The organism is Ruegeria sp. BF8 (assembly GCF_056538625.1).
The window spans coordinates 324,438-349,495 of record NZ_JBQFTL010000002.1 but is presented as its reverse complement, the minus strand read 5'-3'; the positions used below and the strand labels follow the sequence as shown (position 1 = coordinate 349,495).

Genomic DNA, 25,058 nt, shown 5'->3' with positions numbered 1-25,058 from the left:
TGCTTTAGGAAGCGCGCACTATAGTGAAATCCGCTTGCGTGGCAATGCGGTTGACCTCGCCGGATCAAGCGATGATGTCAGGGGTCAGGCGATCCTCGATCAGCCGGATGATATCCTTCAGGCGCAGCTTCTGTTTCTTGAGCCGCTTCACCGTCAGCTGATCGGCAGTGCCGGTCGCCTCGAGCGCCTTGATCGCCTCGTCCAGGTCGCGGTGTTGTTGGCGGAACACCTCCAGTTCGACGCGCAGAACCTCGTCGGTTTTCATCGAAATGTCGGTGGGCGCGTTCATGGGCGACTCATGTGTGGCTGGTGGTGCGTGTTACACAAGATAGTGCGTTCAAGTGAATCCGCCTAGACCTTGTGGAGACACACGTTTCATCCCATATTGTCTTGTGCGCAGCTGCCGTTACGGGGCCGCGCATCACGTCGCTTTGACAAAGAAGGACGAGAAAACGTGTCAAAACTTACTCTTGGCTCATACCCGCATCTTCTGGGGTTCGAGCAGCTGGAACGCCTTCTGGAACGGTCTGCAAAGGCCGGAAACGAAGGGTATCCGCCCTACAACATCGAACAGACGTCGGATCATTCCTACCGCATTACCTTGGCCGTAGCCGGGTTTGCCGAGGACGACCTGTCGATCACCATCGAAGATCGGCAACTGGTGATCCGGGGTCGTCAGCGCGACGACAGCGAGGGGCGCGTGTTCCTGCACCGCGGCATCGCGGCCCGTCAGTTCCAGCGCATGTTCGTGCTGGCCGACGGTGTCGAGGTCGGCGAGGCCATTATGGAAAATGGCCTTCTGCATATCGACCTGACCCGCGCCGTGCCCGAAACCGTTGTGCAGACGATCAACATAAGGAAGGGGTAAGCCATGAATACACCGTATGAAATCAACACCGAAGGCAATCGGATCGTCTATGTGAAGGCTGTGAACGTGGCCAACCTGCCGCACGAGGTGCGCACGCAGGTGGGTGATCTGGATCATCTTTATGCCGTTCACGATTCAGATGGGCAGCAACTGGCGCTTGTCGCCGATCGAAAGCTGGCCTTCGTACTGGCGCGGCAGCATGACCTGTCTCCGGTGGCCGTGCACTGACACGGCCACAGACCGATTCAACGTGACAAGCGGCGCGTGAGGCGTCAAACATGCCACCCGCGGGTTTGCATTCCCGGCACTTTCTGACTGCAGGCACGAGAGGGCGCATGAGCTGGTTCGATTTCGATTGGGTGGATGCTTTCAGCGACACGGCATTCGGCGGAAATGGCTGTGCAGTCGTGCATGGTGGCGCGCATTTGCCGGAAACGGTCTGCACGGCGTTTGTCCGCGAGACGTCTTTGGTAGAATGCACGTTTACCGGCCCATCGGATGTGGCGGATTTTCGAGTGCGGTATTTCCTGGCCAGCCGCGAAATTCCCTTTGCCGGACACCCGACCATTGCGACCGTGGCTGCCATGCGCTCCCGAGGAATGATATCTGCTGACGCACTGACGCTGGAAACCGGAGCAGGGATCGTGTCGATCGAGCTGCATGGCGACCAGATCGAGATGACCCAGATCGCGCCCGAATTCGGCACGCGGGTGCCGGAAGACCTTGTTGCAGCTGCGATCGGCCTACCTGCAAGTGCGATCATTTCGCCGCCGCAGATGGTTTCGACCGGGCTGCCGTTCTGCATTACAGTTCTGCGGGATCACGCAGCCTTGCGCGCGGCACAACTGAATGTGGATGCGCTGCAACGGGTGGCGGAAACTGCCGGATATGCCGGGTCCGACATGGCCGAACCCTTTCTGGTGACCCTGCAGGGGGCCACGGCTCAAGGGGATACGTTCTCGCGTCTGTTGCTGGCGCCGCCCAGCCCGCCCGAAGATCCGTTCACCGGCTCCGCCACCGGCGCAATGGCGGCTTACCTGTGGAAATACGGGCTGATGCCGAAAGACAGCTTTATCGCCGAACAGGGCCACGACATGGGCCGTCCCGGCCAGGCGACCGTAACGCGGGTCGGGCCAGCGGATGCGATGACGGGCATCAAGGTTGCCGGGCGCGGGTTCGTCCTGATGCGCGGACAGGCTGATCTGCCGGATGTGCTGCCATGACAGAACCCGCCATCGCGATCCTGCCCTATGGGCACCGCTTGGGGCCGAAACTGGCCTCGGTTCCGCTAGCAGATCTGAATTGGCCGCTGGGTTGCCCCGAGCGCCTGTCAGGAAAGACCGTTGGTGACCTCGCGCCCTCCGACCACCTGATCATGTATCCCAATTCCACTGTACACCTGCGCCTGCGACGCGGCACGCGGGCTCGGATATCGCTGATGATGGGCGAGCCATCGGCCATACATGGCAAGCACGATCGGATGCTGCGCTGGACCTGGCGGCGTTTTTTCCGGGTGTTCACCTTTCACGACGTATTGCTGAACAGCCTGCCCAACGCGGTTTTCCTGCCCTACGGCGTGACCCAAGTTCCCGAGTGGCAGGATCTGAGCGTCGTCAAGACGCGGTCATGTTCGCTGATCGCGTCGGCAAAGCGCGATCTGGAGGGGCACCAGCTGAGGCACAGGCTGATCGATTGGGCCCGCGACACAGGCGCTGACATCGACATCATGGGCCGCGGCTATCAGCCGTTCGAGAACAAGTCAGACGGGTTGGCACCTTATCGTTATTCGGTCGTCATCGAAAACGTGCGCGAGAGGAACTACTTCTCGGAGAAGCTGATCGACGCCGTTCTGTGTTCGACAGTCCCGATCTATTGGGGGTGCCCTAATATCGGCGACTTCCTCGATACCGAGGGGATGATCCTGTGCGAAACCGAGGCGGACATCCAGCAGGCCGTGCGGATGCTGTCGGTGGAAGACTATGAAAAACGCCTGCCGTATCTGCGGGCGATGCAGCCGCAGGCCGCCATCTATGGAGAGTTCGAACTGAGGGCTGCCGAGGCCCTGCGCGATCAGCTTTCAGCAGGCTGACTGTGCCGCACGCGCGCTTTGGCTGTGCCGGAGTGGATCAGTGCCGCGAGACTCGTTCCAGGTAATCGATCGCGTCCTGCAATTCCTCTAGAATGTCATACCAGCCATCCACGTCGTTCAGCCGGCGGAACTCGGCTTTGACCGAGTCGTGGTGCATCATATCCTTGGCCTCTTTGAGACTGTCGCGCGCCGAGTCTGGCTCCATGTTGCCGGCAGCGGTCTTGGCCGCATCGATGACCTCAAGGATCTGACGAAGACGGGTCGTGCCGGGCGTCGGCGGAACCGGTGGCACGACAAGCCCCAAAGGGTGATCCTGGGGCGGCGGCTGCAGTGTATCCAGCGCCTTTTGAATCTTGGCTTTGATCTTGTCGCATTCCTTCACCCAATCCGCGTAGGTGCGGATCGATTTTAGAAGGTCCAGCAGCCAGTCTATGGGGATAAATGGTGTCAGGCCCCCTGCCATAGCCGGTGCAGCCATCAACGCCGGAAGTTGCAACCGGGAAAACTGGGCGATCTTGTAGTCGGCAATTACCGCTGCGCGGTTGTCTCCCGCAAACATGGCTCCGCCATCGTCGGTATTTTTCTGAGTTGCCATATGTTCACCCTCCCAAAGGATGCAGACAAATTATGTCTGCGCAAAATATGCGAAATAGTAGCATTTTTTGGATGAAACGTCGAACGACCGCCAATCTGCGCGGATGGAAGGGGGGTGTTCAAAACAGTGTTCCGGAAATGAAAGACCCCCGGAGATGTCTCCGGGGGTCAGTGTTGACAGCAACTGGCTGTGGCTCAGGATCCGGCAATCAATCCCATGCTTTCCAGCTTCAGCAGAACCTGGTGGGCGCAGTTGTCCACGTCCACATTCTCGGTCTCGACGCGCAGTTCCGGGTTTTCCGGCACATCGTAAGGGTCCGAAATACCAGTGAACTCTTTGATCTTGCCTTCACGCGCCAGCTTGTACAGGCCCTTGCGGTCGCGTCGCTCGCATTCCTCGATGCTGGTGGCCACGTGAACTTCGCAGAACGCGCCGAACTGCTCGATCTCCTCGCGCACGGCGCGGCGGGTGGTGGCGTAGGGCGCGATCGGGGCACAGATGGCGATGCCGCCGTTCTTGGTGATCTCGGAGGCCACATAGCCGATGCGGCGGATGTTCAGGTCCCGGTGTTCCTTCGAGAAGCCTAGTTCCGAGCTGAGGTTCTTGCGGACGATGTCACCGTCCAGCAACGTGACGGGACGGCCGCCCATCTCCATCAACTTGACCATCAGAGCGTTGGCGATGGTCGATTTGCCCGAGCCCGAGAAACCGGTGAAGAAGACGGTAAAGCCCTGCTGGCTGCGCGGCGGATAGCGGCGGCGGAGCTGCTCGACCACCTCGGGGAACGAGAACCACTCGGGGATCTCGAGCCCCTCGCGCAGACGCCGGCGCAGTTCGGTGCCCGAGATGTTCAGGATCGTGACGTTGTCGCGGTCCTCGATCTCGTCCGCGGGTTCGTACTGGGCGCGTTCCTGCACATAGACCATGTGTTTGAAATCGACCATCTCGATGCCGATCTCGTCCTGGAATTTGCGGAACAGGTCCTGGGCGTCATAGGGGCCGTAGAAATCTTCGCCCTGGCTGTTCTTGCCGGGGCCGGCATGGTCGCGGCCGACGATGAAGTGGGTGCAGCCGTGGTTTTTGCGGATCAGGCCGTGCCAGACCGCTTCGCGCGGGCCGGCCATGCGCATCGCCAGGTTCAGCAGGCTCATGGTGGTGGTCGAGGCCGGGTATTTGTCCAGCACCGCCTCATAGCAGCGCACGCGGGTGAAGTGATCGACATCACCGGGCTTGGTCATGCCCACAACCGGGTGGATCAGCAGGTTGGCCTGCGCCTCACGCGCGGCGCGGAAAGTCAGTTCCTGGTGCGCGCGGTGCAGCGGGTTGCGGGTCTGGAAAGCCACGATGCGGCGCCAACCGACCTTGCGGAAATAAGCGCGCAACTCGTTCGGGGTGTCGCGGCGCGCCTTGAAATCATAATGCACCGGCGGCTGGATGCCGGTCACGGGGCCGCCCAGATAAACCTTGCCTGCCACGTTGTGCAGGTAGTTCACGGCCGGATGCGCATCATCATCGGCACCGAACACCTGCTCGGCCTCACGCGATTTGTCCGGGGTCCAGCGGTCGGTAACGGTCATGGTCGCCAGGATCACGCCTTCCTGGTCGCGCAGCGCAATGTCCTGACCCAGTTCGATCTGATCGGCGAAATCTTCGTTCACATCCAGTGTGATCGGCATCGGCCAAAGGCTTCCGTCGGCCAAGCGCATGTTTTCGACGACGCTGTCATAGTCTTCCTGACTCAGAAAGCCCTTTAGCGGGTTGAACCCGCCATTCATCAGCAATTCCAGATCACAGATCTGGCGCGGGGTCAGGTCCCAGCTGGTCAGGTCGGCGGCTTCGACTTTCAGCTTTTGGGCGGACTCATAGGAAACATACAGTTCTGGGATCGGAGCCAGGTTACTCAACATCGTCATCGCAATACTCTTGAGGCAGTGTAGTCAGTCAGTGATTCAGGTGCATTTCCGGGCCATGTGCCCCGGTCGTCAGTCGAAGTCCATATACATTCATGAAACAAAGGAGGATATGCGCGGTTTTTCCCCGGAATGGAAGGTTTTTCCGGGCCGGAACCGAAAAAGCGACGAAAATCCCACCGGATGGGGACAATATCGTCAACCGGCGGCGATCTGTTCTGGTGAGGTCAGAAGTTGGTCCAGATCCAGAGCGCGCTCGACGGGCAGGGCAGGGACGGGCTCGGTTACGCCCCGCAGCTGGAACAGACGCAGGTCAAAGCCATCGGTCTCAAACCCGGCCGCGCGCAGCACGGCTTCCGAGACCAAAAGCTCGGCCCCGAGCGCCTTGGTTTCTCCTTCCAGCCGACTGGCGACGTTCACGGCGTCACCGATGATGGTCCGCGCGGCGTGGCCGGCAGCGCCGATCTCTCCCAACACAAGGTCGCCCAGGTGCAGGCCCATGCCGATGCGGATCTCGGGGCTGTTTTCCTGGGACAGCTGCTGGTTGAACTGCGCAAGCGCATGACTGATTTCGATCGCAGCTTTCAGGGCAGAACGGGCCGAGCTGGACGTGTCGGGTGTTTCGAACACGGCCAAAAGGCCATCGCCCATGTATTTGTCGACGACCCCGCCGTCTGCGGTAATGGCTGGAACAATGGCGTCAAAGAACCGGTTCAGCAGGAACACGATGTCATAGGGCAGTTGCCCCGTTGTGCGCGCGGTAAACCCGCGCATGTCCAGAAAAAGCACGGCCAGTTTTCGCTCTTGCCCCTGGCTGGCATGCGCCCGCTGGCGTCCACCATCCGGCCGGAAAACACGGAAAACCGTCAAGGGGCTAGAGGGGCGGACCTGGCAGGCAAGGCGCGTGCGCTGTGTGGCCCCCACGGCTTTCAGGCTGCGGGCTTCGACCTCGCTGGGCGGTGGCAGTGACTCGGCGCCATCCTCGACGATGACACGGCAGGTGGTGCAGCGCCCCCGGCCGCCGCACAGTGCAGTATGCGGAATACCGTTGGCTTGTGACATCTCAAGCAGCGTCATGCCTTTCTCTGAGGTCACTTCTGGCCCATCGACATATCTGACGCGCACCGAGTGCCGTCTGCGCCAAAGCTTGCCTCCGAAATGGAACGCAAGAGCTGCACCAAGCGCGATCCAGAAGGCCATCAAGGCGTTGTCCTTGACGCTGAACAAAACCTGGAACTCTTCGGGGCCGGGCCAGTTGTAATGCTCGATATACTGTTCGCGTAGATCCGGATCCGCAAAATCCATCCAGATGCGCCGCCCTTCGGTCAGCAAACCGGCCAGGGCAAAGCTTGGGATGAAGACGGCAACTCCGATCAGATAGGGTACGGTTTGGCGCCACCACGAGGTCAGTCGCAGCCAGATATGCAGTCCGATGCACCCGTGTATCCAGACGATCAGCATCAGCAGGCTTTGCATCCAGATGGCCGAGTTTGGCCACATCAGAATGATGATGTACCCCATCTCGTCGTTCACGTCGAAAACCTGATGCGCATAGCGTGTTTGGACGATGTGCGAGATCAGTTGCAGCGGAATGAGAAGGCCAAGAACGATCTGCAGGCCCGTATGAAAAGGCATTCGCAGGGTTCGGCGCTGGGCGATCGACACCAATGCCAGACCTGCATGTACGATCAGGGCAAGATACAGGACAGCGCTGCCAATCGAATGGCGCGTGACCGTTTTCCGAGAGTCCTGCATGTCATGCAGGTAGTCGGTGTGAAACAGCCCCAGCCCGATATTGATGAAGTGGAAGAAAGCAAAGGCAAACAGCACAAGACCACTGATGATCCTGAGACGGGTCGCCCAACTGCCCTGCCAAAGGGGGGTGTTCAAAAGATCACCTGAAATCTGCCGCGCTCGGGGCAAGTCTGCGTTGCCGCGCAGTGCGGGTCAAGGTGCCAGAGGAGGGCGGGACGCAGCGCCGAAGGCGCTGCGCGTCGCGGTCATTCCTGTTCGGCAAGGAACCGTTCGGCATCCAACGCCGCCATGCAGCCCATTCCGGCCGAGGTCACGGCCTGCCGGTACACATGGTCGGTCAAGTCGCCCGCCGCGAACACGCCGGGGATCGAGGTCTGCGTGGTGCCCGGCTTGGTTTTGACATAGCCGCCCATATGGGTTTCCAGCACGTCCTTGACCAGTTCGTTGGCCGGGGCGTGGCCGATGGCGACGAACACGCCCTTGCAGGGGATCTCGGTGATTTCGCCCGTCTTGACGTTCTTCACCCGCACGCCTTCGACGCCCAGCGGGTTATCGGTGCCAATCACTTCCTCCAGCTGGTGGAACCACAACGGCTCGATCTTGTCGTTCTTGAACAGGCGGTCCTGAAGGATCTTCTCGGCCCGCAGTTCGTCCCGGCGGTGGATCAGCGTGACCTTGCTGGCGAAATTGGTCAGGAACAGCGCTTCTTCCACGGCGGTGTTGCCGCCGCCGATCACCACGATCTCCTGTCCGCGATAGAAGAACCCGTCACAGGTGGCGCAGGCCGAAACACCGAAGCCCTTGAATTTTTCTTCCGACGGCAACCCCAGCCATTTGGCGCGTGCGCCGGTCGCGAGGATGACCGCGTCCGCAGTGTAGACGGTGCCGCTGTCGCCCTTGGCGGTGAAGGGACGTTTGGACAGGTCCAGGTCGTTGATGATGTCGCCGATCACCTCGCAACCCATGGCCTTGGCGTGATCCTGCATGCGCACCATCAGGTCGGGGCCTTGAACTTCGGTGTCGCCAGGCCAGTTTTCGACCTCGGTGGTGGTGGTCAGCTGGCCGCCCGGTTCGATGCCCTGCACCAGAATCGGGTTCAACATCGCGCGGCTGGCATAGACGCCCGCAGTGTATCCGGCAGGCCCCGATCCGATGATCAGAACCTTGGTGTGTCGTGTCTCGGCCATGGAACCCCCACTCGATTATTGCCTGAGCGCCGTCGTGGGCGCCGGGCTTCGATATAGCGACAGCATCGATCGGCTTAAAGCCCCTTCGTCTCACGCGTCCGTCATGTGGTTCCAAGGTGCCGGCTTGCCTGATCGACAGACAAAGATTATTGCGCTGGTGCGAAAGAATATTGCGCATGGCACCTGCGCTGATATAAGAACCGAAAATTTCAGGAGCACCGCATGGTCACGACACGGCTGGACGAGATCGACCGAAAGATCCTTGCAGAACTGCAGGCAGACGGACGAATGACCAATGTCGAGCTCGCAAAACGTGTCGGAATCTCGGCCCCACCCTGCCTGCGGCGCGTGCGCACGTTGGAGGAGGCTGGTTTTATCCGAGGATACCACGCCGAGGTCAACGCCCGTGAACTGGGGTTCGAAGTTCAGGTCTTTGCGATGGTTGGCCTTGAAAGCCAGGCCGAGGCGGAACTGCGGGCGTTCGAAGACCGCTGCCGAGACTGGCCGCTGGTCCGGGAATGCCACATGCTGAACGGCGAGGTCGACTTCATCCTGAAATGCGTGGCCCCCGACCTCAGCAGTTTTCAACAGTTCCTGACGGGTGAGTTGCTGACCACGCCGAACGTGGCCAGCGTCAAGACTTCGCTTGTCATCCGCGGTGCAAAAGACGAACCCGGCGTGCCGTTCGACGTATTGGAAGAACGGATGAACCGGACGGCGTAATGCCGGCGCGTCTGGTTTGCGATGCGCATGGCGGGAGCACCGCCACGATGGCCAGAGAAATGGCCCAACTCAGTAAAATCTGCATGTTGCACCCCAAAATGCAGTGGTGATGGTTAAAGCTGTCACGCCGTGATGGCGTCGATCTCGCCCTCCCCGGCGCGCGCCATGAGCAGCGGACCGAAATCGTGCAGCGAATGGATATGCGCGAACAGGTTCAGGTAGATCGAGCGCAGCGAGTGGCTCATCATCCGGACCGCGTTCACGCCGGGATGATAGGTTTCGAACTGCAGCCCATCGACATTGATGACCGCGTGGCGCTCCAGGCAGATGTGGAACAGCTCGACCGGAGTGGGCGGCTGCGTTTCGATCACGGACATGCCGTCCTGAAATTCGGCGACGGGTGTCAGCATCGGCTGGCCACCTCCAAGATGCCGCAGATGCGCCGGCGTCGCCAGCAAGCGGGCCGCGGGGCCGGCAATGACGCCGGACAATGGTTTTTGCATGCCGAACGTGTCTGCCATGATGCGGGTCAAAGGGCGTGTCCGCCCGCGCGAGTCTTCGCGGCCAGGTACCAAAGTGACCGAGCCTTTCCACAGCACCTTTTCGGATGCGCCGGTCTGGGTCAGGACCGTGTCGCCCGGCATCAAGTCCTCGATGGCGACCGGGCCGTGTTCCGTCTCGACCAGAGACCCACGTGTAAAGGCGCAGAACGCGTCTTCGAAAACGGGCAGCGCCGGTGCGATGTGGCGTGTCTGCGAAACTTCCCCGTTTTTCAGCAGCGCACTCACCTCGTATCGACGCAGTTGCGCCTTCTGTTTGGTGCCTGGACGCGGTGCTTCGCGCAGCAATGCCGAAGTGTCGAGGGCATTCTGCGCGGCACGTGCCAGTGAATTTGGAATAGTCATATTATTCCGTTCCTTCCAATACGCCGAACAGGCGGGAAACATCCCCGTGGAGGCCCGCCTGACAGCTTGATTCTTTGTCTTGAAAAAAGTGCGCCACCTCCATGCGGGTACCGACATGGCCGCGCATGGCGAATGGATTTCGCATTCGTTTGGTCAACACAATGACCCCCCAGACAAACTCGTACACTGCGAACGTAATTGTCCGCACACAAACGCCCTGAAAAACGTCGGCTGCGAATACCAGCCTCGGTTCACGCACCGGCCCAGAGCAGCTTCCGGTGCGCGTCTTGCCCTGTTGAGGCCGGCAGCTGGCCCCAGAGGGATTTCGTATCAGCGTCGCGCGGCCAACCGGCGCACGACCCTTGCAGAGTGACTGGAAACCCGCTTCCAGGGCATTTCCGGTTGTTGGTCCCTGGTGGCCGCGACAACGGCGCGAAGAAAGCGAGATTTCAACTTCATATTCATGTCCTGCTCGAAGTTCGGGCCTAAGCCCTTTTCCCTTTGTAAAGCCAATGTGACGCGTCTTTGCGGCAGCGATGTGGCTGTTCCGGGATCAATTGAGGACAATGATGAAGTCTTGCGGCACCCCCTGAGTTCGGATGCCAGAAATCAGACGTTCGGAGAACGGATAACCATCTGAGCACTGGCAAAAATTAACAACGATTCTGATGACAGATAGACACAATAAATGTGGCGGAAAAGTGGCGCTTTCGCCTTAATTCGGTCGATCTTTACAATCGTATGGCGGAAATCAGGCGGCCGTAGTCCGCCTCGCCGGCGTGGGTCGCGCGCCGGTAGGAATAGAACTTGTCGGGATCCGAATAGGTGCAATGCCGCGTCCATTCTGCCTGCCCGACGCCGGCCTGACGCAGCTTGTGAAGGCCAAAGGCCGGCAGGTCGAAATGCATCCGGTCGCCTTGCCCATTTGCAAAGAAACGCGCGTTGTCCTGGCTTTCCAAAAGGAAGTCTTCCAGAAACTCCGGGCCAACCTCGTAGGCGCGCTGCGAGATCGTCGGGCCGATGACGGCGATGATGTTTTTGCGGTGCGCACCCAGCGCCTCCATGGCGTCCAGCGTCGCCTCAAGGACACCGTCCAGAGCACCGCGCCATCCCGCATGTGCCGCCCCGATCACTTTAGCTTGAGGATCCGCAAACAGTACCGGCTGGCAGTCTGCCGTCAGGATCGTCAGCGCGAGGCCCGGCGTTGCGGTAACGATTGCATCGGCCCTTGGCTTCTCGCCTGCAATCGGCTTGTCGACGGTGATCACGTGTGGGGAATGTACCTGATGCACGCCGACCAATGCATCCAGTTTGACGCCCATGGCCTCGGCCACTCTGCTTCGGTTCAGCGCGACCGCCTCGCTCAGGTCGGACGAGCCCGTGCCACAATTCAGCCCGCTGAAGATACCGGACGAGGCGCCGCCCTTGCGACTGAAGAACCCGTGTCGAATCGGTGACAGCAAATCCGAGGTCAGAATTTCCAGAGTCATGTCCCAAGTCCCGATGGTGGCATCGCAGTTTTCGGGTAGAGGCCCAGCACCTTGAACAGGTTTCCCATTTCCTCTGGGTGCGTCAACCGCCGATGTGCCCGAACCAGCGTTTCCAGTTTTGATCCGGTCAACGCGCCGGCCAGAGATTGTGCGCGTTGGGTGATGCCCAGACGCTCAAGAAACACACCCTGAGGCGTCAGCCGCGTATGGGCGCAGCCCGTCGCGCCCGCCGCCAATGCCAGCGTTTCGAAATCCACATGTGCAGTCAGGTCGGCCTGACCCGGTGTGGCGAGCGGGTCGACGTATTCGTGCCCCTTGACGGCCTGCAACGTGTCGCCCAGCGAACGCCAGTCGCCATAGTCGATGACGAGAGCCATACCACCGTGGCTACGGATGATGCGGGCCGTTTCGGTCACGATGGGAACCGCCGCCGCGCACAGCTCGACCAGATCACCGTCCCGTGTATCCTCGAGGCGCGTCGCCAAGGCCGCTTGCGTCGCCCTCGGGCCAAGGCCGAATGCCAGCTGATCGCCCTGCAGGCCCACAAGACGTTCGCACCAGCCGTCGCCGTCGCGCAGAAACTGGCGGATGGGCAAAGCGTCGAAAAATTCATTGGCCACAAGAAATAGCGGAAGCTCTGGGAGATCGCCCACCGAAACGATCCAGTTCGGTGCGTGCGCATCCAGGGCCTCGGCCTGAAGTCCGCGCAGAACGGGCGAGGCTTCGAGCAATACCACCTGCGCGGCGTCGTGAAACCCGGGCACGCCCCGGGTAGCCCGCAGAATATCGGCCATGAGTGTTCCGCGCCCTGGGCCTAGCTCGGCGAGCGCAAACCGGCCGGGTCTGCCTTGATCAATCCAGCCCTGCGCGAGACAAAGACCAATCACTTCGCCGAACATCTGGCTGATTTCCGGAGCGGTGACAAAGTCTCCATGTGTGCCCAATGGGTCGCGAGTGGTGTAGTAGCCGTGCGTTGGATGCAGAAGACATTCGGCCATGTAGTCCGCCACGCTCATCGGCCCGTCTTGCCGGATGCGGTCGGTCAGGTGGCCAAGCAGGCTCATGCCGCCCGCCGTGCCCGTAGGGCGAACCACAAGCCGACGGCGATCATCGGTACAGATAGGATCTGGCCCATCGTCAGGCCGTACCCGCCCACTTGCCACGCAAGTCCAAGCGGGTTTCCGGCCGAAACGAATTGCGCATCGGGTTGACGAAAGAACTCGACGATGAAGCGCGAAGCGCCATAGCCCGCCAGAAATACGCCCATGATGCGGCCGGGCCAATGAAATGCGCCGCGCCTATACACCAGCCACAACAAAAGCAGGCCCAACAGCACGCCTTCCAGTGCAGCCTCGTACAACTGCGACGGGTGGCGGGCGCAAAGTCCGGCAGCGACATTTGCGCAATCCTGAGCTGCCGCGCCGGGAAAGATCACCGCCCAGGGCAGTTCGCTGGGTCGGCCCCACAGCTCGGCATTGACGAAATTGGCCAAACGGCCAAGCAACAGGCCGGGGGGGACCGTATGGGCGATCAGGTCGGCCAGCGAAAGCAAGGGGGCCGAATGGCGTCGCGCGAAGACCAGCGATGCGATCACCACACCCAGAAGGCCGCCGTGAAAGGACATGCCACCCTGCCAGACCTTAAGGATCTCAAGCGGGTGGGACAGGTAGTATTCGGGTTGATAGAACAGAACAAAGCCCAATCGCCCGCCGATGATGACCCCAAGGATGATCCAGGTGATCAGGTCCTCTAACTGGTCCGGTCTCAGGGGCGGGGATTGATCCGGCCACAAAGCGGGACGGCGCACCGCCATCACCGCCATGCGCCACGCGATCAGGATGCCCGCGATATAGGCCAGCGCATACCACCGCAGCGCGAACTCGATCCCGAAGGCGGAAATCGAGAACAGCTCGGGTGACAGATCGGGGAAATTCAAAACAGCTAGCATGTGCGTCTCATTGCCCGGGGTTGGCTGACCAAGTCAACCTTGAGACTGGGCTCTCTATCCCCCATATAGAAGGCATTCGCGATTCCGGAGTAGACACATGCAAACCCGCAACAAGTTTCTGGACGATATGTCCCAGTTGATGACCAACGCAATGGGCGTGGCGCAGGGTGCGCGGGAAGAGGCTGAAACGGCGATGAAGTCCTTGGTCGACCGCTGGCTGGCGGATCGCGACTTTGTAACGCGAGAAGAGTTCGATGCCGTCCGCGCGATGGCCCAGAAAGCGCGCGAAGAAAACGCGGCGCTGGAAGCGCGGATCGCCGCGCTTGAAACCAAGCTGGACAAATAAGCCCAGCCGCAGATCGGCATTTCAGAATTTTTGGCAAGACCCTACACCGCTCAACCCGCGCTGGGTTTCGCAGTGTGGGGAGTCTCGCCGCATTGTAAAAATAAATCAAGGCAAAGCTGCAGGGTGCGCCAATATTTTGGTGGCCGTTGCCAGCTGTCCACAACTTATTGCTGTTATCCCCAAGAATGGGGGTTGCCAGAGTCCCAGCCACAGCGCACCATATTTAGTACAGGCCTATGGGGGAAGCCCGGCTTGTAGAGCAGGCAACTAGCGCTGGGGCGCTGCCAGCCCCGAAATGCTAGGTATTAAGTGAGGTGGCACCATGGCACTTTCCGAGCAGTATTTCGAAGAAGACATTCATCCGATTGATATTGTCGAACATCTGGCTGAACACCACGATTGGGATTTCGACCGGATCGGAGACGACCAGATCGCCATGGCGGTCGAAGGACAGTGGCGCACCTACTCGATCACGCTGGCCTGGTCCAACTATGACGAGACTCTGCGGATGGTCTGCTCGTTCGAGATGGAGCCGCCCGAGGACCGGGTTTCTGATCTCTATGAACTGCTGAACCGCATGAACGACCAATGCTGGGCCGGCGCCTTCACCTACTGGGGCAATCAGAAGCTGATGGTCTACCGCTACGGCCTGGTGCTCAGCGGCGGGCAATCGGCCAGCCCCGAACAGATCGACACGATGATCACCGCCGCGGTCCTGAGCGCCGAGCGTTACTATCCTGCGATCCAGTTGGTAACCTGGGGCAACCGTACGCCCGAGGATGCGATGCAAGTCGCCATTGCAGAGGCTTACGGCCGCGCGTAAAGCTTTGCCCCAAACCGCAAAAGCAGGGGAGGGGCAATCATGGACATGTCACGCGTCGCGGATCAGGGGCTGGTTCTTCTGGGATGCGGAAAGATGGGGTCGGCCATGTTGGCCGGCTGGCTGGAACATGGCCTGCCAACCGCATCAGTATGGGTGATCGACCCCAACCCTTCCGACTGGCTCAGGGCGCAAGGGGTCAATATCAACACCCCACTTCCTGAAAGACCTGCCGTCGTGTTGGTTGCCGTCAAACCTCAGATGATGGGCGAGGCATTGCCGGCAATTCAGGCGTTGGGGGGCGGCGGAACCCTGTTCATCTCGGTCGCCGCCGGAACTTCCATCGCCACGTTCGAGCGTGTTCTGGGTGCTGGTACTCCGATCATTCGGGCCATGCCGAACACGCCTGCGGCGATCCGGCAGGGCATCACCGCGCTGATTGGAAATGCCAGCACGTCGGGCTCTGACATGACCCTGGCCGAAGATCTGCTTTCGGCCATCGGTGATACCGTGCGCCTGCAGGATGAGGCGCAGATGGACGCGGTCACCGGTCTCAGCGGCTCGGGCCCGGCCTATGTCTTTCATTTGATTGAGACGCTGGCCGCCGCCGGTGAGGCGCAAGGCCTTCCGCATGATTTGGCCATGCGCTTGGCCAAGGCGACCGTCGCCGGGGCAGGGGCTCTGGCCATGGCGTCCGAGGAAGATCCTTCGCAATTGCGCATCAATGTCACGTCACCCAACGGCACGACGCAGGCAGCACTGGAAGTCCTGATGCATGAACAGGATGGGTTTCCAAACCTGTTGCACCGTGCCGTAAAGGCGGCAACCGATCGATCCAAGGAGCTGTCCGGTGAGTGAAATTTCCTTCGACGACTTCCTCAAGGTCGACATTCGCGTAGGAGAGGTCATCCGGGCCGAACCCTATCCCGAGGCCCGCAAGCCCGCGATCAAAATGTGGATCGACTTCGGCGACGAGATCGGCGAGCGCAAGACCTCGGCGCAGGTTACCGCGCATTACACGCCCGAATCCCTTGTCGGCAAACATGTGCTGGCCGTGGTCAATTTCCCGCCGCGTCAGATCGGGCGGTTCATGTCCGAGGTTCTTGTTCTGGGTCTGCCGGACGAATCGGGCGAGATTGTTTTGATCGGTCCTGATGGCAAAGTTCCCGTGGGCGGGCGGATGCACTGATGAAGCTGTTGATCACCCGACCGATGACCCCCGCGGTCACGGCCCGCGCGCGGGATGAGTTCGACGTCGATATCCGAGATAGCAACGCACCGCTCAGCATTGACGAGATGGAGCGCGCGTTGCGGGACTATGACGTGGTCGTTCCGACTTTGGGTGATGTCTTTTCGGCCAGTGTCTTTGAAGTGGTCACGGCTCCGCGGTGCCGACTGTTGGCCAATTTTGGAGTGGGTTTCAATCACATTGATGTGGCGGCCGCGCAGGCTGCTGGTGTTCGCGTGACCAACACACCGGGGGCGGTCACGGATGCAACGGCGGACATTGCCATGACTCTGCTGCTGGCAACGGCCCGCCGCGCGGGCGAGGGTGAACGGCTGGTCCGGTCCGGCAATTGGCAGGGCTGGCACCCGACCCAGATGCTGGGACAGCACGTCACCGGAAAACGGGTCGGAATCATCGGAATGGGACGGATCGGGCAAGCCATTGCCCGGCGATGTCATTTCGGATTCGGGATGCAGGTCAGCTATCAGTCCCGCACGCCCAAGGATCTGGATTTCCCTGCCGAGTTCGTTCCCGACTTGGCGACCCTGGCTGCTGTGGTCGATTTTCTGGTCGTCGCCGTCCCCGGTGGCGTTGACACCTTCCACCTCATAGAGGCTTCGGTTCTTTCAGCTATGCGGCCGTCGGCCATTCTGGTCAACATCGCTCGCGGAGAAGTCGTGGACGAAGCTGCACTGATCCATGCACTGAATAACGGCCAGATCGCCGGGGCCGGGCTGGATGTCTACGAGTTTGAACCCGCCGTGCCGCAGGCGCTGCGCGAGATGGAGAATGTAACCCTGCTGCCGCATCTGGGCACTGCGACCGAGCAAGTGCGCACGGATATGGGGCACATGGCATTGGACAATGTGGCGGCTTTTGTCGCCGGGCGACCGCTGCCAAATCTGGTCTAACTGCCCACGGCCTCGCGCCAGTGTTTACGGCAGAGCGAAACATAGGTCTCATTTCCGCCGATCTGCACCTGCGCACCTTGAGTGATAGTTTTGCCGTTTTCGTCCTGACGGATCACCATCGTGGCCTTTCGCCCGCATCTGCAGATGGTGCGGACCTCGCGCATTTCATCGGCCAGGGCCAGCAGAGCCGCTGATCCTGGGAACAGCTTGCCCTGAAAATCCACCCGCAACCCGTAGGCCAGAACCGGTACTTTCAGGTCATCCACCGCACGAGCCAATTGCCAGACCTGTTCTTCGGTCAGGAACTGCGCCTCGTCCACAAAAACACAGGCCACTTTCCCCTGATCAAGACGATCTTGGATCATCGCGAACACATTGTCGTGGGGATTGAACGTATCGGCCTGTTCCGAGATTCCGATCCGCGATGCGATGCGCCCCTGGCCCGCGCGCCCGTCAATGGCTGCGGTCATCAGATAGGTGTCCATGCCGCGCTCGCGATAGTTGTGCGACGCCTGAAGCAGCACCGTGGACTTGCCTGCGTTCATGGTTGAGTAGTTAAAGTACAGCTTGGCCATGGGCTGGGTCTAATCGGCTCACGCAGCGCGAGCAAGTCGTCAATGTCCTGAAAGAAATCGACGCCGCCATTGCAGTCGCAGAGGCCGAGCAGATGCTCTTGGGGATGGATAACCCCGCTTCCGCAACAGCGACACCGCCGGCCACGAAATGGCCGAAACAGCGCAGGGCCTGAAATACTGCCCCGCAAACACTCTTTACCGGCATTAACTGCCGCCACTCACTCACAAAACCCCCGCATATCTGAGGGATAGCCAACATATGACATTTCAATTATGACTCGAGTATGGGAAATTTCCCCTCCCTTTCCCCGGTGCGGACAGCCGGGCAAGAGGGCGCAGCGAACAAAGGTACAAAAATGGCAGATATCGGGGCCTATCTGAAAAAGCACACCGAAGCTTTGGTCAAGGACGTGGGGATCGAGGCAGCATGCGAGATCACAGGGAAATCCAAGGCCACATTGGGCCGGTATTACTCCGACAATCCCGAGCACAGCGACCGGTTCATGCCGGTGGATGCGGTCGCACGTCTGGAAAACGCGGCCAGCTACCCGCATGTGACCTCGGCCCTGGCGGACCTGAAGAACATCACCTTGTCCTATGATGAGCGCAATTCGACCCGTACGCGCACCGGGGGCGTCAATTCGGACGTGATCGCACTGAGCCAGCGGTTTGCGATGCTGATGACCGAATACCAGGCCGCGATCGAGGATGGCATCATTACCGTCAACGAAGCCAAGCGTCTGCTGAAAGAAACTTCGTTGCTGCAACAGGTTCTGATCGAGATGAAATTGCACCTCGAAGAGGAAAGCGTCAGCTGACCTAGTTTCCGAAAAGCCGCCATGGGGCGGTGAAAAAGGCGATGTGCGCATCGCCTTCCTCAAGCTGAGCTGAAGTAGCTCTTAGCCTTAGTCAGTTTTCGTCGTTGTTGGCATTGTTCCCGCGTCCGGGGCTTGAGCCCTCGGGCCCATTTCCGCCCCCGTTGTTGCCTTTGCCGCCGCCATTGTTGCCCTTGCCGCCGCCTTTCCCGTCGCCATTGTTGCCCTTGCCGCCGCCTTTCCCGTCGCCGTTGTTTCCTTTACCGCCGCCGTGACCGCCACCCTTGCCGGGCTTGCCGTCACCATGGCCGGGCTTGCCGCCGCCCTTGCCGGGCTTGCCGCCGCCGTTGCCGGGAGCATCATTCCCGCCGCCGTTGCCCGGATCGTCGGATCCGCCATCACCGGGGTCATCGTTCCCCCCGCCATTGCCGGGGCCGCTGTTTCCGCCGCCCGACCCGGATCCGCCGCCGGCGGATGGGCCGGTGCTCGATGCGGGTTGAAATCCGCTGGGGTCGTTTTCGCGGCCGTCAAAGCTGTTGGCGTTGGAAATCGATCCGGTCGGCAAATCGCTCAGCAGATTGGCCAGCCCCGGACATTGCTGCGAGGTATTGGCAAGAACCGACCCGAAATCTGCCCGTTGTTGCAGATGCGAGAGGAAACTGGGCGTAACCTGCGAACAGCCGCAAAGGGCCGCATAGTCACCATTGTTGGCTGCGATCCGTGCTGTGTTGGCGTTGCAGACCTGGGGCTCGGCTATGGCCGCGCTGGCTGCAGCAACCCCCAAAAACGGGGCGACAACCCAGGCCGCCATTCCTGACTTAGAACTCTTGAACATGGCGCACCTTTCTTAACCTAGCGTCACCTGACATGCGGAATTGCATGGCCTTCCAGATGGAGGCCGCGGGTTAAGTTGCGCTGTATCAATTCTGAAGAAGTTTTCAGGAATACAAAAACAGTCCGCCTGCGCGGGCGAAATTTTCGAGGTTATCGCTTGTTGCGCCGGACGTGGACCGGCGGCGCCGGCGTGTCAGGCGTGGCGTTTGACGATGACGGACCCCACCGAATATCCTGCACCGAACGAGCAGATCAGGCCGACATCGCCATCCTGAAGATCGTCTGAATATTTGGAAAAGGCGATGATCGACCCGGCGGACGATGTATTGGCATAGTCCTGCAGGATGTTGGGCTGTTCGCCCGGCTCCGGCTCTCGGCCCAAGACCTTTTTGCCGATGAAATCATTCATCGTCTTGTTGGCCTGGTGCAGCCACAGCCGCTTGAGATCGCCGCTTTCGATCCCTTCGGAATCCATGTGGTCGCTGATGTGTTTGCTGACCATCGGCAGCACTTCCTTGAACACCTTGCGGCCGTTCTGCATGAACTGCATGTCGCGGCGGTCCTTCAATCCGTCGGGCCGGGTGCGCCGCAGAAAACCGTTATTGTTGCGGATGTTGTTCGAAAACTCGGTTGCGCAGCGGGTCGACAGGATTTCGAAATGCGGGCCCTTTGCATCCTCGATCCGCTCGATCAGCGTGGCGGTGGCCACGTCACCGAAGATAAAGTGGCAATCCCGGTCGCGCCATTCCAAGTGTCCCGAGCAGATCTCGGGGTTGACCACCAGCGCCGCCCGTACGGACCCCGACCGGATCATGTCGGCCGCGGCCTGAATGCCGAACGTCGCCGAAGAACAGGCCACGTTCATATCGAACCCAAAACCAGCGATGCCCAACGCGTTCTGGATTTCGACCGCAATGGCGGGATAGGCGCGTTCATGGTTCGACGCGGCACAGATCACCAGATCGACATCCGCCGCCGTCCGCCCGGCCTGCGCTAGCGCCTTGTTGCAGGCGTCCAGCGCCATTTCGGTCATGATGCCCGGCTCGTCATCGCTGCGCTGGCGCAGCAGGGGATGCATCACGTCCGGGTCCAGCACGCCGGTCTTGTCCATGACGTAGCGGTTCTCGATGCCCGAGGCCTTGACGATGAACTCTTCCGAGGAGTGCTGCATCGGCTCCATCTCGCCCGCGGCGATGGCATCGGCGTTGGCAGCATTCATCTTGTCGGCATAGGCGTTGAAGGCTTTGACCAGCTCGGCATTGGTGATGACGTTTTCGGGCGTGAAAACCCCGGTACCGGTGATTGCGGGCGTGTACATGTCGGGTCCTGAATGTTTCGGATTCGCCCAAAATGCAGTCACAGCGCCCCCAGATCAAGAGATGTTGACCCAAGGGAACGGCATAGGTTTGCGCAAATTCAACTTCACATCTTGAATAGTTCGAAATCCGAAGTATATCACCGCTCGACTCGCGCGGAGAGCATCCATGACCAAAGACATCAGTGAACGGCTGGCCCGACTGACCCCTGAGATCCAGGCGATGATGGGCGTCTATGCGCTGTACTGGAAACTGGAAGAGAGTTTCGGCTGCATTGATACCGATCTCAGCCATCAGGAATGCCACATGTTGATCAAGTTAGATCAGCCCAAGCGGATGGGAGTGTTGGCGGCCGACATGCTGACCGTGCCGTCGACCATTACGGCCACCGCCGATGCGCTTGAGGCGGCCGGTTATCTGACCCGTCAGCAGGATCCCGATGATCGCCGTGCGTGGTTGCTGGTGCTGACCGACAAAGGTGCCGAAGCCCGCAACATGCTGGTTACCACCGCCGGAGAGCTATTTCACCGTGCCTCCGGGTTGGATGACGAGGAAACCGCTCAATTTGCCCGGCTTGCCCGCAAGATCCGGGACAACATTCTGAAAACGGGAATACCCGAGGGATTGACGAAATGAAGCTGCTGACTTCGCTGGGCCTTGCCCTTGCCGTACTGGCCGCACCGCTTGCGGCGCAAGACGACACCAAGCCTGTGAAACTTATGGTGGTGCATGAGACCGCTCCCGGATTTTCACGCCAGTTCTTCGGGCGCGTGGCCGCGCGGCAGACTGTCGATCTGGCGTTTCAGGTCGCCGGACAGATCGTGGAACTGCCCGTCAACGAAGGGTTCCAGGTGCCCAAGGGCAGCCTGATTGCAAAGCTGGACCAAGAGCCGTTCGAACTGGCACTGGAACGTGCGCGTCTTCAGAAGGATCAAGCTGACCGCACCGTGGCCCGCCTGTCGCGCCTGCGGGGGACGACTGCAAGCCAGGTCGCTGTCGATGACGCTGAAACCGCCGCCCAACTGGCTGCAATCGCGGTGCGTGACGCCGAGTACAACCTCGAGCACACGACTCTGACCGCGCCGTTCGATGCGCTGGTATCGCGGCGTGAGGTCGAGAACTTCACCACCGTGGCCGCCGGAACGCCGATCGTCCGGATCCACGATCTGTCCGAATTGAGGATCGAGGTCGATGTGCCCGAAATCCTGTTCCAAAGGACCAGCCAGGAAGATGGCATTTCGATCACGGCAAAATTCCCCGCAAGTGACGAGGTCTTCCCGTTGGAAATCCGCGAATTCGACGCTGAAACTTCGAGCGTCGGCCAGACGTTCCGGATTCAGTTCGGCCTCACGCCGCCGGAAGACTTGCGGGTGCTGCCCGGCTCGTCGGTAACCGTCAATGTTCAGGTCGATGACAAACGCATTGGCATCATCGTTCCCCCGACCGCGATTGTCGCCGACGCCGAGGGCAATCTGGGTGTTATGGTCTTTTCGCCGGTCGGTGCAGATGTTGGCGCCGTGCGGCGTGTTCCCGTGACCATCGAACCTACCCAGACAGGTGACGTCCGGGTTCTGACCGGATTGTCGGACGGCGACGAAATCGTGGTGGCCGGCGGGTCCGTTCTGACCGATGGGCAGACCGTGCGCCGCTTTGCCGGCTTTGCGAACTGAAGGGGGCGATGATGAATATCGCACGCGCTTCGATCGACAGGCCGATCTATACGTGGCTGGTGATCCTGATCGCCTTGCTGGGTGGGATCTGGGGATTTTCGTCGCTCGGGCGGCTCGAAGATCCGGCCTTTACCATCAAGAACGCCGTAGTGTTGACCACGTATCCCGGTGCGACGGCTGAACAGGTGGCCGAGGAGGTCTCGGAGCCTTTGGAATCTGCCATCCAGCAGATGGGCGAGGTCGATGTCATCACCTCGGTCAACCGTCCCGGTCAATCGCTGATCGAAGTCGAGATCAAGTCCACCTACGATGGCAGCGAATTGCCGGATATCTGGACCCGACTCCGCGCCAAGGTCCGGGATGCGGCCCGTGGATTGCCGTCCGGTGTCAGCCAGCCCTATGTGAATGACGGGTTCGGTGACGTGTTCGGTCTTTTCTATGCGGTCACCGCGGAAGGGTTCAGCGACGCCGAAAAGCACGAATTGTCGACCTTCTTGCGGCGCGAGTTGCTGACCGTTGAGGGCGTTGCGGACGTTGAAGTGCAGGGCTTGCCAGACGAAGCCATTTTCATCGAGCCGGACCTGGCCATTTCGGTCAACCAGAATGTGCCGTTGCAGTCGATCAATGAAGCGATCGCCAACGCCAATTCGGTCCAGTCGTCAGGGACGCTTCGGTCAGACGACGATCGCACCACGATCCTGACGGCGGACGGGTCGGACAGCGTGTCCGAGATCGCCGGGCTGTCGGTTGGCTCTCAGGGGCAAGTAATCAACCTCTTTGACATGGCCGATGTCTACCGGGCCCGCCAGACCGATCCTGACATCATGATCCGGTTCAACGGCGTCGAAGCCTTCACCCTGGGTATTGCCGGCCTGTCGACGGAAAACATCGTGGAGGTCGGAAAGCGCGTCGACGCCAAGCTGGCCGAACTGGATGTGGAAATTCCCGCGGGCGTCGATGTATTGCCGATCTACCAGCAGCACGTCGTGGTCGAGCAGGCTTCGAACGATTTTCTGGTGAACCTGGCCATGTCGGTTGCCATCGTGGTGGCGGTGCTTGGAATATTCATGGGTTGGCGCGCGGCGGTCGTTGTGGGCTCGACCCTTTTGTTGACCGTTGTCGGGACCCTGCTGTTCATGGCGCTGTTTTCCATCGAGATGGAGCGCATTTCGCTGGGCGCGCTGATCATTGCGATGGGGATGCTGGTCGACAATGCCATCGTGGTGGCCGAGGGGATGCAGATCTCCATGCTCAAGGGAAAAAATTCGCGCGATGCTGCCGACGAGGCCGCGTCCAAGACCCAGATCCCCCTTCTGGGGGCCACGGTCATCGGAATCATGGCCTTTGCCGGGATTGGGCTCAGCCCGGATGCGACGGGCGAATTCCTGTTCTCGTTGTTTGCGGTGATCGCGATCTCTTTGCTGCTGAGCTGGGTGCTGGCCATCACGGCGACACCGTTATTGGGGCATTATTTCTTCAAACAGGGCAAGGACGTGGATGTCGACGCCTATAGCGGCATCCTGTTCCGTACCTACGGGGCGATCCTGCGCTGGGCATTGCGGTTCCGTTGGCTGGTGGTGGCCGGTTTGGTCGGGGTCACCGTAGTCTGTTATGCCGGCTTCGCGATGGTGAAACAGCAGTTTTTTCCGGACTCCAACACGCCGCTGTTCTTCGTCCATTACAAGCTGCCGCAGGGGACTCCGATCGCGCGGACGAGTGCCGATATGCAAGTCTTCGAGGACTGGCTGGCCCAGCGGGATGATGTCGCCTCGGTCACCACCTTCGTGGGGCAGGGTGCGACGCGGTTCATGTTGACCTATTCGGCCGAGAAGCCCAACCCAAGCTATGGGCATATGATCATCCGGACCGAAACACTCGAGGACATTCCCGTCCTGCGTGCTGATCTGGAGGCCTTTGGTGAAACCCAATTCCCAGAAGGTGAATTCCGGACCAAGCGTCTGGTCTTCGGCCCCGGCGGCGGTACCCCGATCGAGGCGCGGTTCTCGGGCAGCGATCCGGTCGTTCTGCGGCAACTGGCCGACGAGGCGGTGCGGCGCATGTCGGCGGCATCGCCAAATGCGCTGGACGTGCATCACGACTGGCGCGAAATGGAATTGGCGGTCCAGCCGATCTATGCCACCGAGCGTGCGCAGACGGCCGGTGTCACCCGCGAAGACATCGCCGCCACCCTGCAATTCTCGACAGACGGCATCACCGGCGGCGTGTTCCGGGAACGCGACCGTCTGATCCCGATCATCCTGCGTCGACCGGCGGACGGAGAATACTCGATCGTGGATCAAGTGGTGTATTCAGACCAGTCACAGAAATTCGTGCCGATCGAGCAGATGGTGGACGGGTTCCAGTACAAAGCGCTCAATACACTGGTGCATCGGCGCGATCGCGTTCTGACCGTCACGGTGGGCGCAGACATCCCGGCCGGCCTGACCGCTGCACAGGTTCATTCCGAGGTTCGCGATGCGATCGAGGACATGGAGCTGCCGCTGGGCTACAAACTGGAATGGGGCGGCGAGTTCGAGGATTCCGGCAAAGCGCAAGCCAGCCTGGGCAAGCAGTTGCCGCTGAGCCTTTTGATCATGGTTCTGATCTCGGTGCTGCTGTTCAACGCGATCCGGCAACCGGTCATCATCTGGCTGCTGGTGCCGATGTCGGTGAACGGCGTGGTGATCGGGCTGCTGGGCACGGGCCTGCCATTTACCTTCACCGCGCTTCTCGGGCTTCTCAGCCTGTCGGGGATGCTGATCAAGAACGGTATTGTTCTGGTCGAAGAGATCGACCTTGTCCGCGCCACGGGCAAGCCTCTGCGCGAAGCGATCATCGAAGCCTCGGTCTCGCGTCTGCGCCCGGTCATGCTGGCGGCGATCACCACGATCCTGGGGATGGCGCCGCTGCTGACCGACGCGTTCTTCGTGTCGATGGCAGTGACGATCATGGGTGGTCTGGCTTTCGCGACGATCCTGACCATGGTTGCTGCGCCGGTGTTCTACATGCTGTTCTTCTCTCGGGAAGAACAGCGCAGGCTGGCAGCGCAGACTGTATGATCCCACAAAAAAGC

26 protein-coding genes are annotated in these 25,058 nt (G+C 60.4%); 14 read left to right on the top strand and 12 right to left on the bottom strand.

The annotated features are described in order from the left end of the window. Window positions 1-64: 64 nt before the first annotated feature. Entirely contained in the window at window positions 65-289 is a 225-nt protein-coding gene (locus ACR0LD_RS09270; protein ID WP_005981552.1) for a YdcH family protein, read from the bottom strand. A gap of 165 nt (window positions 290-454) precedes the next feature. Here ACR0LD_RS09270 and ACR0LD_RS09265 point away from each other — a divergent pair, with 165 nt between their 5' ends. The 4 genes from ACR0LD_RS09265 (at window position 455) to ACR0LD_RS09250 (ending at window position 2,957) form a co-directional block, all read left to right on the top strand. Continuing rightward, window positions 455-868: an Hsp20 family protein gene (locus tag ACR0LD_RS09265; protein ID WP_093964658.1), complete on the top strand. Its 414-nt coding sequence runs from the start codon at window positions 455-457 to the stop codon at window positions 866-868. Window positions 869-871: 3 nt separating this feature from the next. After that, window positions 872-1,096, top strand: a complete 225-nt coding sequence (locus ACR0LD_RS09260; protein WP_093964659.1) for a DUF1150 family protein — start codon at window positions 872-874, stop codon at window positions 1,094-1,096. A gap of 107 nt (window positions 1,097-1,203) precedes the next feature. Then, window positions 1,204-2,091 carry a PhzF family phenazine biosynthesis protein gene (locus ACR0LD_RS09255; protein ID WP_480636586.1) on the top strand — a complete coding sequence of 296 codons (888 nt, stop codon included), beginning with the start codon at window positions 1,204-1,206 and terminating at the stop codon, window positions 2,089-2,091. Then, window positions 2,088-2,957 (top strand): hypothetical protein, encoded by an 870-nt coding sequence (locus ACR0LD_RS09250; protein ID WP_480636584.1) that lies wholly within the window; start codon window positions 2,088-2,090, stop codon window positions 2,955-2,957. The genes ACR0LD_RS09255 and ACR0LD_RS09250 overlap by 4 nt, the downstream gene beginning before the upstream one ends. A gap of 37 nt (window positions 2,958-2,994) precedes the next feature. On the opposite strand, the gene ACR0LD_RS09245 is transcribed toward ACR0LD_RS09250, so the two are convergent. The 4 genes from ACR0LD_RS09245 to trxB all read right to left on the bottom strand — a co-directional run bounded on the left by ACR0LD_RS09245 (window position 2,995) and on the right by trxB (window position 8,404). After that, a complete protein-coding gene (locus tag ACR0LD_RS09245) occupies window positions 2,995-3,552 on the bottom strand; it encodes a hypothetical protein (RefSeq protein WP_170538060.1) in 558 nt (185 codons plus the stop codon). 194 nt (window positions 3,553-3,746) lie between these two features. Further along, the gene (locus ACR0LD_RS09240; protein WP_480636582.1) at window positions 3,747-5,465 is read right to left on the bottom strand and encodes a bifunctional sulfate adenylyltransferase/adenylylsulfate kinase; all 1,719 of its coding nucleotides are present in this window, start codon (window positions 5,463-5,465) and stop codon (window positions 3,747-3,749) included. Window positions 5,466-5,660: 195 nt separating this feature from the next. Next, window positions 5,661-7,352, bottom strand: coding sequence for an adenylate/guanylate cyclase domain-containing protein (locus tag ACR0LD_RS09235; protein ID WP_480636580.1), 1,692 nt, complete (start codon window positions 7,350-7,352; stop codon window positions 5,661-5,663). A 110-nt stretch (window positions 7,353-7,462) separates the two neighbouring features. Further along, the gene (gene trxB / locus ACR0LD_RS09230; RefSeq protein ID WP_093964665.1) at window positions 7,463-8,404 is read right to left on the bottom strand and encodes a thioredoxin-disulfide reductase; all 942 of its coding nucleotides are present in this window, start codon (window positions 8,402-8,404) and stop codon (window positions 7,463-7,465) included. Window positions 8,405-8,626: 222 nt separating this feature from the next. On the opposite strand from trxB, the gene ACR0LD_RS09225 reads away from it, so the two are divergent. Further along, the gene (locus ACR0LD_RS09225) at window positions 8,627-9,127 is read left to right on the top strand and encodes an Lrp/AsnC family transcriptional regulator (RefSeq protein ID WP_093964666.1); all 501 of its coding nucleotides are present in this window, start codon (window positions 8,627-8,629) and stop codon (window positions 9,125-9,127) included. 122 nt (window positions 9,128-9,249) lie between these two features. On the opposite strand, the gene ACR0LD_RS09220 is transcribed toward ACR0LD_RS09225, so the two are convergent. From ACR0LD_RS09220 to lgt, 4 genes are all read right to left on the bottom strand, one after another. After that, on the bottom strand, window positions 9,250-10,032 hold the full coding sequence (locus ACR0LD_RS09220; protein ID WP_170357143.1) for a Hint domain-containing protein: 783 nt from the start codon (window positions 10,030-10,032) through the stop codon (window positions 9,250-9,252). 731 nt (window positions 10,033-10,763) lie between these two features. Beyond that, the gene (pgeF, locus tag ACR0LD_RS09215) at window positions 10,764-11,522 is read right to left on the bottom strand and encodes a peptidoglycan editing factor PgeF (protein WP_170357144.1); all 759 of its coding nucleotides are present in this window, start codon (window positions 11,520-11,522) and stop codon (window positions 10,764-10,766) included. After that, the gene (locus ACR0LD_RS09210) at window positions 11,519-12,586 is read right to left on the bottom strand and encodes a class I SAM-dependent methyltransferase (protein WP_170367977.1); all 1,068 of its coding nucleotides are present in this window, start codon (window positions 12,584-12,586) and stop codon (window positions 11,519-11,521) included. Before ACR0LD_RS09210 ends, pgeF begins: the two co-directional genes overlap by 4 nt. Next, on the bottom strand, window positions 12,583-13,470 hold the full coding sequence (gene lgt / locus ACR0LD_RS09205; RefSeq protein WP_480636577.1) for a prolipoprotein diacylglyceryl transferase: 888 nt from the start codon (window positions 13,468-13,470) through the stop codon (window positions 12,583-12,585). Before lgt ends, ACR0LD_RS09210 begins: the two co-directional genes overlap by 4 nt. Window positions 13,471-13,567: 97 nt before the next feature. On the opposite strand from lgt, the gene ACR0LD_RS09200 reads away from it, so the two are divergent. The 5 genes from ACR0LD_RS09200 (at window position 13,568) to ACR0LD_RS09180 (ending at window position 16,775) form a co-directional block, all read left to right on the top strand. After that, entirely contained in the window at window positions 13,568-13,816 is a 249-nt protein-coding gene (locus ACR0LD_RS09200; RefSeq protein WP_170357147.1) for an accessory factor UbiK family protein, read from the top strand. A gap of 322 nt (window positions 13,817-14,138) precedes the next feature. After that, window positions 14,139-14,639, top strand: a complete 501-nt coding sequence (locus ACR0LD_RS09195; RefSeq protein WP_093964674.1) for a type III secretion system chaperone family protein — start codon at window positions 14,139-14,141, stop codon at window positions 14,637-14,639. A 39-nt stretch (window positions 14,640-14,678) separates the two neighbouring features. Next, entirely contained in the window at window positions 14,679-15,494 is an 816-nt protein-coding gene (gene proC, locus ACR0LD_RS09190; protein WP_170508928.1) for a pyrroline-5-carboxylate reductase, read from the top strand. Next, window positions 15,487-15,825 carry a tRNA-binding protein gene (locus ACR0LD_RS09185; RefSeq protein WP_170357149.1) on the top strand — a complete coding sequence of 113 codons (339 nt, stop codon included), beginning with the start codon at window positions 15,487-15,489 and terminating at the stop codon, window positions 15,823-15,825. Before proC ends, ACR0LD_RS09185 begins: the two co-directional genes overlap by 8 nt. After that, window positions 15,825-16,775, top strand: coding sequence for a 2-hydroxyacid dehydrogenase (locus ACR0LD_RS09180; RefSeq protein ID WP_480636574.1), 951 nt, complete (start codon window positions 15,825-15,827; stop codon window positions 16,773-16,775). The genes ACR0LD_RS09185 and ACR0LD_RS09180 overlap by 1 nt, the downstream gene beginning before the upstream one ends. On the opposite strand, the gene ACR0LD_RS09175 is transcribed toward ACR0LD_RS09180, so the two are convergent. Next, on the bottom strand, window positions 16,772-17,350 hold the full coding sequence (locus ACR0LD_RS09175) for a thymidine kinase (RefSeq protein WP_170357151.1): 579 nt from the start codon (window positions 17,348-17,350) through the stop codon (window positions 16,772-16,774). The genes ACR0LD_RS09180 and ACR0LD_RS09175 overlap by 4 nt on opposite strands. Window positions 17,351-17,706: 356 nt before the next feature. On the opposite strand from ACR0LD_RS09175, the gene ACR0LD_RS09170 reads away from it, so the two are divergent. After that, window positions 17,707-18,168, top strand: coding sequence for a hypothetical protein (locus ACR0LD_RS09170; RefSeq protein WP_170340605.1), 462 nt, complete (start codon window positions 17,707-17,709; stop codon window positions 18,166-18,168). A gap of 91 nt (window positions 18,169-18,259) precedes the next feature. Here the strand turns inward: ACR0LD_RS09170 and ACR0LD_RS09165 are convergent, their stop codons facing one another. Together ACR0LD_RS09165 and ACR0LD_RS09160 are read right to left on the bottom strand one after the other, a co-directional pair. Beyond that, a complete protein-coding gene (locus tag ACR0LD_RS09165) occupies window positions 18,260-19,000 on the bottom strand; it encodes a hypothetical protein (RefSeq protein ID WP_480636572.1) in 741 nt (246 codons plus the stop codon). A 192-nt stretch (window positions 19,001-19,192) separates the two neighbouring features. Then, the gene (locus ACR0LD_RS09160) at window positions 19,193-20,317 is read right to left on the bottom strand and encodes a beta-ketoacyl-ACP synthase III (protein WP_170340609.1); all 1,125 of its coding nucleotides are present in this window, start codon (window positions 20,315-20,317) and stop codon (window positions 19,193-19,195) included. Window positions 20,318-20,483: 166 nt separating this feature from the next. Here ACR0LD_RS09160 and ACR0LD_RS09155 point away from each other — a divergent pair, with 166 nt between their 5' ends. From ACR0LD_RS09155 to ACR0LD_RS09145, 3 genes are read left to right on the top strand one after another with little or no spacing between them, the layout of a single operon-like run. After that, the gene (locus ACR0LD_RS09155; RefSeq protein ID WP_093964681.1) at window positions 20,484-20,951 is read left to right on the top strand and encodes a MarR family winged helix-turn-helix transcriptional regulator; all 468 of its coding nucleotides are present in this window, start codon (window positions 20,484-20,486) and stop codon (window positions 20,949-20,951) included. Next, window positions 20,948-21,985: an efflux RND transporter periplasmic adaptor subunit gene (locus ACR0LD_RS09150; protein WP_170441679.1), complete on the top strand. Its 1,038-nt coding sequence runs from the start codon at window positions 20,948-20,950 to the stop codon at window positions 21,983-21,985. The genes ACR0LD_RS09155 and ACR0LD_RS09150 overlap by 4 nt, the downstream gene beginning before the upstream one ends. An 11-nt stretch (window positions 21,986-21,996) precedes the next feature. Then, window positions 21,997-25,044, top strand: a complete 3,048-nt coding sequence (locus ACR0LD_RS09145) for an efflux RND transporter permease subunit (protein WP_480636569.1) — start codon at window positions 21,997-21,999, stop codon at window positions 25,042-25,044. The last annotated feature ends 14 nt before the right edge of the window (window positions 25,045-25,058 follow it).

What these genes read in the sequence shown, in the direction of transcription:
- ACR0LD_RS09270 (WP_005981552.1), bottom strand. Translation starts at nt 289, where the DNA reads ATGAACGCGCCCACCGACATTTCGATGAAAACCGACGAGGTTCTGCGC.
- ACR0LD_RS09260 (WP_093964659.1), top strand. Translation starts at nt 872, where the DNA reads ATGAATACACCGTATGAAATCAACACCGAAGGCAATCGGATCGTCTAT.
- ACR0LD_RS09255 (WP_480636586.1), top strand. Translation starts at nt 1,204, where the DNA reads ATGAGCTGGTTCGATTTCGATTGGGTGGATGCTTTCAGCGACACGGCA.
- ACR0LD_RS09250 (WP_480636584.1), top strand. Translation starts at nt 2,088, where the DNA reads ATGACAGAACCCGCCATCGCGATCCTGCCCTATGGGCACCGCTTGGGG.
- ACR0LD_RS09245 (WP_170538060.1), bottom strand. Translation starts at nt 3,552, where the DNA reads ATGGCAACTCAGAAAAATACCGACGATGGCGGAGCCATGTTTGCGGGA.
- ACR0LD_RS09240 (WP_480636582.1), bottom strand. Translation starts at nt 5,465, where the DNA reads ATGACGATGTTGAGTAACCTGGCTCCGATCCCAGAACTGTATGTTTCC.
- trxB (WP_093964665.1), bottom strand. Translation starts at nt 8,404, where the DNA reads ATGGCCGAGACACGACACACCAAGGTTCTGATCATCGGATCGGGGCCT.
- ACR0LD_RS09225 (WP_093964666.1), top strand. Translation starts at nt 8,627, where the DNA reads ATGGTCACGACACGGCTGGACGAGATCGACCGAAAGATCCTTGCAGAA.
- ACR0LD_RS09220 (WP_170357143.1), bottom strand. Translation starts at nt 10,032, where the DNA reads ATGACTATTCCAAATTCACTGGCACGTGCCGCGCAGAATGCCCTCGAC.
- pgeF (WP_170357144.1), bottom strand. Translation starts at nt 11,522, where the DNA reads ATGACTCTGGAAATTCTGACCTCGGATTTGCTGTCACCGATTCGACAC.
- ACR0LD_RS09210 (WP_170367977.1), bottom strand. Translation starts at nt 12,586, where the DNA reads ATGAGCCTGCTTGGCCACCTGACCGACCGCATCCGGCAAGACGGGCCG.
- lgt (WP_480636577.1), bottom strand. Translation starts at nt 13,470, where the DNA reads ATGCTAGCTGTTTTGAATTTCCCCGATCTGTCACCCGAGCTGTTCTCG.
- ACR0LD_RS09200 (WP_170357147.1), top strand. Translation starts at nt 13,568, where the DNA reads ATGCAAACCCGCAACAAGTTTCTGGACGATATGTCCCAGTTGATGACC.
- ACR0LD_RS09195 (WP_093964674.1), top strand. Translation starts at nt 14,139, where the DNA reads ATGGCACTTTCCGAGCAGTATTTCGAAGAAGACATTCATCCGATTGAT.
- proC (WP_170508928.1), top strand. Translation starts at nt 14,679, where the DNA reads ATGGACATGTCACGCGTCGCGGATCAGGGGCTGGTTCTTCTGGGATGC.
- ACR0LD_RS09180 (WP_480636574.1), top strand. Translation starts at nt 15,825, where the DNA reads ATGAAGCTGTTGATCACCCGACCGATGACCCCCGCGGTCACGGCCCGC.
- ACR0LD_RS09175 (WP_170357151.1), bottom strand. Translation starts at nt 17,350, where the DNA reads ATGGCCAAGCTGTACTTTAACTACTCAACCATGAACGCAGGCAAGTCC.
- ACR0LD_RS09170 (WP_170340605.1), top strand. Translation starts at nt 17,707, where the DNA reads ATGGCAGATATCGGGGCCTATCTGAAAAAGCACACCGAAGCTTTGGTC.
- ACR0LD_RS09165 (WP_480636572.1), bottom strand. Translation starts at nt 19,000, where the DNA reads ATGTTCAAGAGTTCTAAGTCAGGAATGGCGGCCTGGGTTGTCGCCCCG.
- ACR0LD_RS09160 (WP_170340609.1), bottom strand. Translation starts at nt 20,317, where the DNA reads ATGTACACGCCCGCAATCACCGGTACCGGGGTTTTCACGCCCGAAAAC.
- ACR0LD_RS09155 (WP_093964681.1), top strand. Translation starts at nt 20,484, where the DNA reads ATGACCAAAGACATCAGTGAACGGCTGGCCCGACTGACCCCTGAGATC.
- ACR0LD_RS09150 (WP_170441679.1), top strand. Translation starts at nt 20,948, where the DNA reads ATGAAGCTGCTGACTTCGCTGGGCCTTGCCCTTGCCGTACTGGCCGCA.
- ACR0LD_RS09145 (WP_480636569.1), top strand. Translation starts at nt 21,997, where the DNA reads ATGAATATCGCACGCGCTTCGATCGACAGGCCGATCTATACGTGGCTG.